8 protein-coding genes are annotated in these 12,849 nt (G+C 32.6%); 7 read left to right on the forward strand and 1 reads right to left on the reverse strand.

The window, feature by feature from the left end:
* Positions 1 to 41 precede the first annotated feature (41 nt).
* Complete coding sequence (locus tag H6553_04310; protein ID MCB9033039.1) at positions 42 to 3,146, forward strand: DUF2723 domain-containing protein; 3,105 nt, start codon at positions 42 to 44, stop codon at positions 3,144 to 3,146.
* A 374-nt stretch (positions 3,147 to 3,520) separates the two neighbouring features.
* On the opposite strand, the gene rsmG is transcribed toward H6553_04310, so the two are convergent.
* Entirely contained in the window at positions 3,521 to 4,141 is a 621-nt protein-coding gene (gene rsmG / locus H6553_04315; protein MCB9033040.1) for a 16S rRNA (guanine(527)-N(7))-methyltransferase RsmG, read from the reverse strand.
* Positions 4,142 to 4,493: 352 nt separating this feature from the next.
* On the opposite strand from rsmG, the gene H6553_04320 reads away from it, so the two are divergent.
* The 6 genes from H6553_04320 to H6553_04345 are packed head-to-tail and all read left to right on the forward strand — an operon-like array spanning position 4,494 to position 12,845.
* Positions 4,494 to 5,756 carry a c-type cytochrome gene (locus H6553_04320; GenBank protein ID MCB9033041.1) on the forward strand — a complete coding sequence of 421 codons (1,263 nt, stop codon included), beginning with the start codon at positions 4,494 to 4,496 and terminating at the stop codon, positions 5,754 to 5,756.
* Positions 5,757 to 5,788: 32 nt separating this feature from the next.
* On the forward strand, positions 5,789 to 8,827 hold the full coding sequence (locus H6553_04325; protein ID MCB9033042.1) for a TAT-variant-translocated molybdopterin oxidoreductase: 3,039 nt from the start codon (positions 5,789 to 5,791) through the stop codon (positions 8,825 to 8,827).
* 21 nt (positions 8,828 to 8,848) lie between these two features.
* Positions 8,849 to 10,291 carry a polysulfide reductase NrfD gene (nrfD, locus tag H6553_04330; protein ID MCB9033043.1) on the forward strand — a complete coding sequence of 481 codons (1,443 nt, stop codon included), beginning with the start codon at positions 8,849 to 8,851 and terminating at the stop codon, positions 10,289 to 10,291.
* Positions 10,292 to 10,311: 20 nt separating this feature from the next.
* Positions 10,312 to 10,833: a DUF3341 domain-containing protein gene (locus H6553_04335; GenBank protein ID MCB9033044.1), complete on the forward strand. Its 522-nt coding sequence runs from the start codon at positions 10,312 to 10,314 to the stop codon at positions 10,831 to 10,833.
* A gap of 6 nt (positions 10,834 to 10,839) precedes the next feature.
* Positions 10,840 to 11,457 (forward strand): cytochrome c, encoded by a 618-nt coding sequence (locus tag H6553_04340; protein MCB9033045.1) that lies wholly within the window; start codon positions 10,840 to 10,842, stop codon positions 11,455 to 11,457.
* Between the two features lie 23 nt (positions 11,458 to 11,480).
* A complete protein-coding gene (locus tag H6553_04345; GenBank protein ID MCB9033046.1) occupies positions 11,481 to 12,845 on the forward strand; it encodes a hypothetical protein in 1,365 nt (454 codons plus the stop codon).
* Positions 12,846 to 12,849 lie beyond the last annotated feature (4 nt).

Below are 12,849 nucleotides of genomic sequence, written 5' to 3' on the forward strand. Positions count from 1 at the left end.
TAGTAATTTTATAGAAAAAAAGACATAATAATATAAATTCAATGAAAAAAAATAATTTAATCATTCTCATTATTGGACTTATTGTTTTTGGTATTTCCTTTTGGCAATATGCTTCAACTGTAGAATCTGTAGGTAGTTTATGGGATTGTGGCGAGTTTATTTCATGTGCATATAGATTGCAAGTAGCTCACCCACCAGGTGCTCCATTATTTATGCTTGTAGGAAGAATTTTTAGTTTATTCGCTCCAGAAACAGATAAAATAGCAGTCTATATCAATATGGTGTCTGTAGTTGCATCTGCATTAGCAGTAATGTTTTTATATTTTACCATTACTATATTGGCTAAAAAAATCATCAATAAATCAGAAGATGACCTAAGTACAGATAATTTAATCGCTGTTGTAGGTGCAGGTGTTATAGGTGCTTTATGTTGCTCTTTTATGGATACCATGTGGTTTTCGGCAGTAGAAGGTGAGGTATATGCTTCTTCAATGTTTTTTATTTCTATTACGCTTTGGGCAGTGATGAAATGGGACGAACAAGCAGATGAAGCTCATGGAAATAGATGGTTAGTTTTTGCTGCGTATATGATTGGTTTATCAATTGGAGTTCACTTATTATCATTATTAGTAATTCCAGCAGCAGTATTTATTTACTATTACAAAAAATTCAAACCAACTACAATAGGTTTAATTGTGGCTTTCTTCGTAGGATTTATTATTCTAGGTTTAGTACAGATTGGTGTAATTTCTTACTTTACTAAAATAGCAACTTTGGTAGACCATTTATTTGTAAATACATTCCGTTTACCATTTAATACAGGATTAATTTTTACTTATATTTTATTATTTGCTGGATTAATATTCGCAATATATTATGCAGTTAAAATTAAATATGCCGATTTACAATTAGCAGCAATCTGTGTCTTAATGATTTTCGTTGGATTTTCATCGTATATCATGGTGCCATTAAGAGCAGCTGCTAATCCACCAATCAATATGAACAATCCTAAAGATGCATATAGTTTATTGTCTTACTTAAATCGTGAGCAGTATGGCGACCGACCTTTAGTTATGGGACCATTGTACAATGCTCAACCTTACGATTACAAAGTAGAAGGAAAGGTTTATTTTAGAAATGATGAAACTAAGAAATACGAAGTAAAAGGAGAAAAAATTGGATACGAATATCATGCAGAAGATAAAATGTTGTTTCCAAGAATGGGACCAACCAATGATGGTGCTAATGCTCAAGCATTATATCAATATTGGACAGATGTTCAAGGTGAACCAACTATGGGCGATAATTTAAAATACTTCTTTAAATATCAAATTGGATACATGTACTGGCGATATTTTATGTGGAATTTTGCTGGAAGACAAAACGATTATCAAGGAATGCCTGGAACACAAAAACTAAATGGCGACTGGTTGTCTGGTGTTTCTTTTATAGATGATGCAAGATTAGGTAGTCAAAAAGATTTACCTTATCAAATCACCAATCAAAAAGGAAGAAATAAATTTTATTTATTGCCTTTAATACTAGGAATTATAGGTCTAGTATTTACCTATAAACGAAGTAAAGAATACGCAATTGTAACTACGCTATTGTTTATTACAACTGGTTTTATGTTAATTATTTACTCTAATGAGCCACCAAGAGAGCCAAGAGAAAGAGATTATGCACTCGTAGGTTCGTTCTTTGCTTTTTGTATTTGGATAGGCATGGCAATTCCTGCAATTGTAGAATTCATTAAAAGCAAGGCAAAAGCATTGGCAGTTCCAGCAGCAGTTGCAGTTTCTGTAGTATGTCTTGGAGTTCCTGTTTTAATGGCAAAACAAGGTTGGAACGACCATAATCGACACGATAGATATATGTCGAGAGATTTTGCATATAACTACTTAGTAAGCTGTCCAAAAAATGCTATTCTCTTTACACAAGGCGATAATGATACTTATCCATTGTGGTATGCTCAAGAAATAGAAGGCATTAGAAAAGATGTTAGAATTGTCAATTTAAGTTTATTAGGTGTTGATTGGTATATCGATTGCTTACAAAGAGCAGCGAATGATGCACCACCAGTACCGTTTGTAAAAACATTTACTTCAGATAAATATAGAGGCAATAATAGAGATATGATTCAAGTAAACGAAAATTCAGGTTTTGCAAAACCAGGAGAGTTTTATGAATTGAGTAATATTATGGATTTTGTTTTGAGTGATGATATGAAATACAAAGCTCAAACTAATAGAGGAGATGCAGTTAACTATTTACCTACTACCAATTTTAGATTAACTATTGATAAAAATGCTGTACTTAAAAACAATGTAGTTCCAGAGCAATACAAAGACCAAATTGCAGATGTAATTGATTGGCAGCTAGGTTCTAACAGAATTATTAAGTACGATTTAGCTGTTTTAGCAATGATTGCAGCTCAAGATTGGAGCAGACCTATTTGTTTTGCCAATACCGTAGAAGACAAATATTACCAAGGATTAAATCAATATATGATTCAAGAAGGTGAAATTATAAGATTTATACCTGTTAAGTTTGAAAATAATACTCAAGGATTTACTACTATGAATTCAGACAAGAGTTATGACTTAGTGATGAATCAATATAAATATGGTGGACTAGACCAACACGAAATGTTTGTTGATGAAAACTCTGCAAGAATTATGAATACATTGAAGAGTGTACATTTTGCTGTAGCAGATGATTTAGTTAGAAACGGAAGACAAGCAGATGCTGCTAAAGTATTAGACAAAGTGAAAAAATCATTTCCGTATAATAATGCACCATACTATTCACCACTCAATAGATTCTTTAATGTGTTAACGGTTCAATGGATAGACTTATATTATAGAGCCAATGATAAAGAAGGTGCTAAAGAAATTAAAGACTTATATATCAAAGATTTAAAAGATTGTTTGAGATTCTATAATTTAGATAATGATTATGCAAGAAGATATGTAGAAGCTGGAGATAAGAAAACAGCAGAAGATTTAGTAAAACGAATGGAATATCTAGCAATACAATATAAAGATGAAGACTTTATGAAACAATTGCATGATAACTTCCCACAAATAGTGCAATCAGCATCAATAGATCCACAAGCAGTAGCACCACAGCAAATTTTTAGATAAGAGATACAAATAACAATAAGAAAAGCCAAAGTCTAATAAACTTTGGCTTTTTTGTTTTTCTAGTATACTTAATATTAATAACCTAAGTTCGGTTTAAAAAATACCAAAAATATTATAAGTATTATATCTATATTTTATTAGTTATATATTTTAGTAGCTTAATAAGTGCGTCGCACTTCAACCTTATTAAAAATGATAGAAAACTTATAAAATACAGCGTAGCTGTATCACCTTGCTGGATGCTACGGCGAGTATTTTTAACGCAGAAGTCAGCGAAAAAATGCAAAAGAATAAAACTGTTTTGAATGCTAATTAGTATAATATAGTAAAAAAAACTAATATCTACAATAGAAAATCTTAGCAATCACTCAATCCTACTCACAATAATAAACCAATTGTTTTGTGCTAAAAAATGCTTCTTTAAAATACTCAGAAATAGGAATTAACTCAACACCATTTTTTAAAGCAGCCAACTCTTCACTCAAATCACCACCTTTTAAAGCAATAATACCATTTGGTTTACTGTTGATTTGTCTTTTCAAAAATTTACCATTGCTCCATGTTACTAACGAAGTCATCGGAGCAACAGCTCTACTCACAACAAAATCAAACTGATGACGATACTCTTCACTTCTGCTTTGAACAGCAATAACATTATCTAAATTAATTTCATTTGCAATAGCTTGCACTACTTTAATTTTTTTTCCGATAGAATCAGTCAAATGAAACTCCACTTCAGGAAATAAAATAGCTAACGGAATTCCAGGAAAGCCACCACCAGTGCCAATGTCTAAAACCTTACTACCATTTTCAAACTGAATGAATTTGGCAATAGCCAAACTATGCAATATATGATTAGTGTATAAATGTTCAATATCTTTCCTCGAAATAACATTTATCTGTTCATTCCAAAACGGATATAATTGCATCAAAGCACTAAACTGTTCTTGTTTGGTTTTACTTAAATATGGAAAATACTGTAATAAAGAGTCCAAAATGTTTTTAGCGATAAAAATAATACCATTTCATTAAAATCATAAATTAACTTTTGATTTCAGTAAAGAAAGAAAAACGCTATATCTGCAACAATAAATTGAAGCTATTGTTTAAAAACAACCATATTTAGCACAATCATTCACAAGTTTCCTAAAAAAGTTAAACATAGTTAAGAAATATGTTAAGCATCTATTAAATTCTGCTTTTTTTAACAAATACTTTTTTTAACAAATATTTGTAAATCAATAGATTGTGTGCTATTTAAAATTATTCTAAATAGTAAATTATCAACATTTATAAATAAACAAAAATGGTTAACTATATTTGCAAGCAAGTAAAACCGATTAAATAATGCGTTTAGGTTATATTCTTAGAAATAGTTTATTTTTATTAACTTTTTTTGTTTTTTCATTTAACAACTCTTTATACTCAGCAGTAGATGTACCTACACCAGAAAGTGCTACAGATGCTAAAGCTGTTGAAGGGATGGACTTGTTCAAAGCAAACTGTGCAGCTTGTCATGCTGTAGATAAAAAAGTTATTGGTCCTGCTCTTAACGGAGTTTGGGACAGATGGGAAAGCGAAGAAAGTCTACATGCGTGGATTAAAAACTCACAAGCTTTCTTAGCAACAGGAGATGCTTATGCTAACAACCTATATAATGAGTATAACAAAAGCGTTATGCAATCATTTCCTACCTTAACAGATGAGCAAATTGCTAATATACTAGTATATGTTAAAGGAAAAGCAAATGGTATAGATCCAGGTGCTCCTGCCGCAGATCCAAATGCAGCTACTACAGCTACTCCAAGTAATGGTGGCAATAGCAAATATGTACTAATAGGTATAGTACTATTATTATTAATTTTAGCATTAGCACTTATCAGTATTACCAATAAGTTAGATAAAGTAGTAAATAAAACAGAAGAAACAGATGTTGCTACTACTAAAAAATCAAGAAATAAAAAAATAGTAAAAGCATTACTAGCAATTGCAGTAATTGCTTTCATTTTAAATATTGCAAATGGTGCTATTCACTTAGGAAGATCTCAAGACTATGCACCAGAACAACCAATCAGATTTTCTCATGCATTACATGTTGGACAGAATCAAATAGAATGTCAATATTGTCACTCTGGCGTAGAAAAAAGCCGTCATGCAAGTATTCCAGGAACGCAAGTTTGTATGAACTGTCACAAATCAGTTCAAGAAGGACCTAAATATGGTAAAGAAGAAATTGCAAAAATATATGACTATGCAGGTTGGAATCCAGATGCAATGAAATTTGAAAGAGCACCTAAAAATATTGAGTGGGTTAAAATCCATAATCTACCAGATCATGTTTACTTCAATCACTCACAACATGTGGTGGCTGGTAAAGTAGAGTGTCAAACTTGTCACGGTAAAGTAGAAGAATACGAAGTGATGAAACAATTTGCACCATTATCAATGGGTTGGTGTATCAACTGTCATAGAGAAACAAATGTTCAATTTGCCGATAATAATTATTATTCTGTATTTGAAAAGTATCACGAAGAAATTAAGAAAGGAGAGCGTGAAGGTGTTACTGTAGAAGATATAGGTGGAACAGAATGTCAAAAATGTCATTACTAAAATATTTTGTAAACGATTTAATCTCAAGATAAATGAATAACAAAAAGTATTGGACAAGCTTAGATGAATTAAATGAAACACCTCAGTTTAAAGAGGAAGCATCTAAAGAGTTCAACTTCGAAATACCTTCTGAAGAAGAACAACAAAAAGAGCCAAACAGAAGAGATTTCTTAAAAGCAATGGGTTTTAGTGTTTCTGCAGCAGCTATTGCTTCTGCTTGTAAAACACCTACACATAAAGCCATTCCTTACACTTTCGATTTAAGAGAAGCTGCTGCTGAAGTAGTGCCTGGTGTTGCTGAGTTTTTTGCTTCTTCTTATTTTGATTCTGGCGAATTCTCTAGTATTTTAGTGAAAACAAGAGAAGGTAGACCTATAAAAATTGAAGCTAATCCAAAATCTTCTTTATCTAAAGGAACTAATGCAAGAGCTCAAGCTACTGTTTTGAGTTTATATGATGTAGCACGATTAAAAAATCCAACAAAAAATAATAAAAAAGTTGCTTGGACAAATTTAGACAAAGAGATTACTACTCAGTTAAGCGAAATAGTTGCTGGTGGAGGAAAAGTAGCTTTAGTTACCAATACCAATTTATCTACAATTACTAATAAAGCAATAGATCAATTCAAAGCTAAATATCCAACTACAGATGTTGTAGTGTATGATCCAATTTCAGCTTCAGCTCAAAGAAAAGCTTCTGGTGGTATCATTCCATCTTACAATTTCGATAAAGCTGATGTTATTGTTGGCTTCAATTGCGATTTCTTAGGTACTTGGATGAATCCAGTAGAAAACTCTGCTAAGTATATTGTTAATAGAGTACCAACTAAAGACAATCCAAAAATGTCGCGTCATCATCAGTTTCAGTCAACTATGACGATTACTGGTGCTAGTGCAGATTATAGATATCCTATCAAACCTTCCGAAGAGAAACAAGCATTGGCTAATTTATATGCTGCTCTTGGTGGAAGTGCTTCAACTAAAAAATTATCACATCCAGATGCAGATAAAGGTATTGCTAAAGTAGCTAAAGATTTAAAAGGAGCTCAAGGCAAAGCATTAGTAGTTTCTGGTACTAATGATGTAGAAGTTCAAGGATTAGTAAATGCAATTAACAGTCAATTAGGTAGTTTTGGTACTACAGTTGATACTGTTAATACTTTAAACTTTAAACAAGGTAACGACGAAAGCTTGGCTCAATTAGTAGCTAACTTAGATGCATATCAAGCAATAGTATTAGTAGGAGCTAATCCAGTTTACGATACACCTTATGCTAATAAATTTAAAGATGCTTTGAAAAAAGCTAAATTGTCAGTTTCAACTTCTACTCGTATTGATGAATCTGCTCAATATTGCCAATTCGTAGCACCTAGTTCTCACTTATTAGAGTCTTGGGATGTTGTAGAACCTAAAAAAGGGTTCTATGGTTTTGTTCAACCTACTATTGTAAATATTTTTGATACTAGACAAGAAGCTGCTTCTTTGTTTGCTTGGGCTGGTCAATCACTTAATATAGACCAATTAGTACAAGATGAAATTGCTGCAGTAAGTGGAAAAAGTTATCAAGAGGCATTACAAGATGGTTTTGCCGATAAAACAACTGCTAGTGGTGGAGCTAGTTTACCAAGTACTACAACAGTTACGGCTTCTAGTCCAAAAGGAATGGAAGTATATTTCTATGAGAAAACAGCTATCGGCGATGGTAAATTAGCCAACAATCCTTTGTTGCAAGAAATGCCAGATCCAATTTCTAAAGCTACTTGGGATAACTATGTAACTATTCCGTATAGCTATGCTCAAGAATTAGGTATAGATGTTATGCCAGCAGATAAACATGTGCCAATTGCAGAAGTTACTGTAGGTAAACAAACATATAAATTACCAGTTGTGGTTCAATTTGGTCAAGCACCAAATACTTTAGGTATTGCTTTAGGTTACGGTAGAGAAAAAGCTGGAGCAGCTGCAGAAGGTATAGGGCAAAATGTTTATCCATCAGTTAAATTTGCTAATGGCGCAAATGCTTATAGCACAGATGGAGCTTCACTTAAAATAGTAGGTAAAAACTATAAATTAGCATTAAATCAAACTTATCATACTTTAATGGAAGATGTTTCTTTACCAGGCAAACCTTTAAGATATAGAGGTATGGTAGTAAAAGAAACTATTTTAAAAGACTATGCTAAGAATGAGACTGCTGGAAATGAAGATAGAGCAAAAATTCAACACCATTTAATGACAATGTATCCAACGCCTCAATTTCCAGGTCATCACTGGGGAATGATTGTTGATATGAATGCTTGTATTGGTTGTGGTGCTTGTGTAGTTTCTTGTAATATAGAAAACAATGTGCCAGTTGTAGGTCAAAGACAAGTGTATCGTTCTCAAGAAATGCATTGGTTACGAATTGATAGATATTACAATGGCAATCCAGACAATCCAGATGTATCTTTCCAACCTATGATGTGTCAGCATTGCGATAACGCACCTTGCGAAAATGTGTGTCCAGTAAATGCTACAAACCATAGTTCTGAAGGTATTAACCAAATGGCTTATAACAGATGTATTGGTACAAGATATTGTGCAAATAACTGTCCTTATAAAGTGCGTCGTTTCAACTGGTTAGATTATCAAGGCAATGACTTATTTGGTAAGGTCAACGATGGTACACCAGGTTGGGGAGGCGTAGAAACGGCTTACATGTTCGAAGACTTAACTAGAATGGTGTTAAATCCAGATGTAGTGGTAAGAACAAGAGGGGTTATTGAAAAATGTAGCTTCTGTACACAAAGAATACAAGAAGGTAAATTAACAGCTAAGAAAGAAAATAGAAAATTAGCAGATCAAGAAATTAAATCTGCTTGTCAATCTGCTTGTCCTACAAATGCAATTATTTTTGGAGATATGAACGATAAAGAAAGTGAAGTATCTAAAATAATGGAAACTGGTAGAAATTACTTCATTTTTGAAGAACAACACTTCTTACCACATGTAGGTTATCAAGTAAAAATTAGAAATAAAGATGAAGAACCAGTAAGAGGTTTTATACATCAAGAAGAAGAATTTAAATCTTAATTGTAGAAATATTAATAGAATATGGCTAGTCATTTTGAATCACCATTAAGAGAACCATTAGTACAGGGTAATAAAACCTATAAGGATATTACTACTGATATTGTTCGTCCTACTACAGGAAAACTACAACCTAAATGGTTATTTTGGACAACCATTTCAGCTATTGTAGCTGCTTTCGGTGTTTTTTGTCTCGTATGGGAAGTAGTTTTTGGTATTGGTACTTGGGGTGCTAATAAAACAATTGGTTGGGCTTGGGATATTACCAACTTCGTTTGGTGGATTGGTATCGGTCACGCTGGTACACTTATCTCTGCTATCTTGTTATTATTCCGTCAAAAATGGAGAACTGGTGTAAACAGAGCTGCTGAGGCAATGACTATCTTTGCCGTGGTTTGTGCGGGTTTATTTCCAGTATTTCACATGGGTAGAGTATGGGACGCTTTCTTTATCTTCCCATATCCAAATACAAGAGGACCACTTTGGGTAAACTTTAACTCACCACTTCTTTGGGATGTGTTCGCAATTTCAACTTACTTTACAGTATCTCTATTATTTTGGTATACTGGTTTAGTACCTGATTTTGCTACCATAAGAGACCGTTCTAAATCTAAAGGAAGATGGAAGTTTTATAACCTATTAAGCTTTGGTTGGATTGGTTCTGCTAAACATTGGGAAAGATGGGAATCACTGTCTTTAATATTAGCAGGTTTATCTACGCCATTAGTGCTTTCAGTACACACTATCGTATCTTTCGACTTTGCTACTTCAGTTATACCAGGTTGGCATACCACAATCTTACCACCATATTTCGTTGCTGGTGCTATTTTCTCTGGTTTTGCTATGGTTCTAACATTAATGCTAGTAGCAAGATATATTCTTAATTTAGAAGACTACATTACTTTAGCACATATTGAGTCAATGAACAAAGTACTATTGCTTACAGGTACTATGGTTGGTATTGCCTATTTAACAGAGTTGTTTACAGCTTGGTATTCTAGTAATCAATACGAACAATTCCAATTTGCTACAAGAGCAGTAGGAGGTACTTATGCCTGGGCTTACTGGACGATGATGTTCTGTAACTTGGTATCGCCTCAAATATTTTGGATAAGAAAATTTAGAAGAAATATATATGTAACATTTGTGATGTCTATATTTGTCAATATAGGTATGTGGTTCGAAAGATTTGTGATTATTGTTATTTCATTACATAGAGACTATTTGCCATCAAGTTTCTCTTACTATAGACCAACTTGGGTTGAAGTAGGTATTTATGTAGGTACAATAGGTATTTTCATGACTTTGTTCCTAATGTTCTGTAGATTCTTCCCAACTATTGCAATTGCAGAGGTAAAATCTATCTTAAAAGTTTCTGGAAATCAATACAGAGCTGGTCAGTTGGCAGAAGTTAAAGACATGGAAGTGTATAAAAATGTAGAAGAAAAAGATTTAGTTTATAATTAAATAATTCATGATTCATTAGTATGAGTGATACAAAAAAATATTTAGTAGGCATTTTTAACGACGACGATGTATTGTTACACGCAGTTAAAAATGTAAGAAAAGCTGGTTTCAAAATCACCGATTGCTTTACACCTTTTCCTGTTCATGGTTTAGAACACGAAATGGGTCTAAAAGGTACTAGCTTACATACAGCAGGTTTTTTCTTTGGACTTACAGGTCTAATAGTTTCTTTAGGTATGATTACTTTCATTAATGCCTTTGATTATCCTACTATTTTTGGTGGTAAACCTTATTGGGGATTATTAGCTTATGTGCCTATTTGTTTTGAGCATACAGTACTTTATGCCGCAGTAGGTATGACTGTAGCATTCTATTACTTATGTAATCTTTATCCAGGAAAACAACCTAAAATTGTAGATGAAAGAACTACCGATGATATGTTTGCTATGACATTTGAAATGGATGGTTCTCAAGATACTGATGCTATTGCTGATTTATTGAAAAAAGAAGGAGCTGTAGAAGTTTATCAAAAAGAAATTTAATATACAATGTTTAAATATATTCAAATATCAATATTAACTATATCGCTTTTATCAATTTCTTGTATTAGAAATAATAAAAAGCCAGGAAGATCATATATGCCAGAGATGGTAGAAAGCGTTGCTTATGATGCTGGTTCACCAAATCCAATTTTTAAAGATGGTAAAACCGATCAATTGCCTCCAAAAGGTAGCGTGGCTCAAGGTAAATATATCTATCCATTACCTAACACAGCAGAAGCTTATGAACAAGCAGCTACTCAAATAACCAATCCATTTTCTTTTACAGAAGATGAAATTAAAGGTACAGGAAAACATCTTTATACAGTTAATTGTGCAATTTGTCATGGAGATAAAGGAGACGGTCAAGGTCATCTTGTTGAAATCAATAAGTTTCCACCACCACCATCTTATACTTCAGAAGCATTGCTAACTAAACCACAAGGTCAAAGATATCATTCACTAATATATGGTAAAGGATTAATGGGTTCTTATGCTACACAATTAGACAATAGAGAAAGATGGTTGGTATTAGAATATGTAAATACATTACAAAAATCTGCAAGTGCATCAACTACTAGTAGTGCCGATGAAACAGTAGCAACTACAGAAGAAGCAAGCAATTAATAAAAGATAAAATAGTAAACTAAATGAATACTTATAAATTTGAATCTGGAACTAAGTCTAAAATATTTACTACACTTATAGTTGGTATTATTATATTGGCACTTGGTTTTGGTATTTCTGCTTTGAAATACAAAAAAGCTTCTAATCCAAAAGTAGAACATGTAGAAGAACATGGTGCAACAGAAGGACATGCTGAAGTAGCAGAAAATAGTCATGCTACTCATGATGAAGCACAAGCTGATACACATCATGCAGATAATGCTCATGGCGAACACGAAGCTGCAACAGTATCAAGTCCATTAAAAATATTTTTAGCAAACTTTTATGCTTTATTTTTATACGGATTTTTTGTTTGTGTTGCTGCAATCTTTTTCTTAGCAGCTACTACAATTGCTTGGGGTGGTTGGCAAATTCAAATTCAAAAAATTCCTTTGGCAATGACTAGGTCAATTTATTTGTTCTTAGGATTAATTCTAGCATTTGCAGCTGTATTTGGTCATGATATTTTTGAATGGATGCACAAATACTTGTATGATAAAGCAGATCCAAGATTCGATGAGATATTATTCTTTAAAAGCGATTATTTAAATCCTACAGTGTTTTGGATAGTGTCTGCTATCGTTGGATTACTTTCTTGCATGTTAGCATACAGATGGTGGAAAAACTTAACTGCTCAAGATGAAGCACCTTCATTAGCTTTATTCTCTGATAGTAGAAAAATATCAGCAATTTCTATTGTATTAATAGCATTTGTTATTTCTACATTTGGTACTTGGACATGGTCAATGTCTGTTCAACCACATTGGTACAGTACAATGTTTCCTTGGTATACTATGGCTAGTGCTGCTACAACAATGTTGTCAATCATCTTATTATTAATTTACTTCTTAAAAAGCAAAGGATTATTACCAGGCGTAAATGCTAACCACACACACGATATTGCTAAATTAATGTTTGCATTATCTGTATTTTGGACTTATGTATGGTTCGACCAATATATGTTAATTTGGTACGGAAATATACCAGAAGAAACTTCTTTCTTTATCTTAAGAAGAAAATTAGATAACTACGGAATCTTATTCCATTTAACATTTGTAATCAACTTTATTTTACCTTTCTTTATTTTGATGAAGCGAGATTCAAAAAGAAAAGAAATGACAACTGTTATCATGGCAATAATACTAATTATTGGTCACTGGATGGATTTTTATTTAATGGTTGGTCCTCCAATGGTACCAAAAGGTGGTTTCGGTTTAATTGGTTTAGGTGGATTGTTAATTATAGGTAGTATATTTACATATATCACACTATGGTCACTATCTAAAGTAAAGGATTTGTCTTCATCAACACATCCATATGTAGAAGAAAGTTATAAGCATCATATTTAAAAAA

It is taken from the genome of Chitinophagales bacterium (assembly GCA_020636535.1).
Taxonomy (GTDB): Bacteria; Bacteroidota; Bacteroidia; order Chitinophagales; family JADIYW01; genus JADJSS01.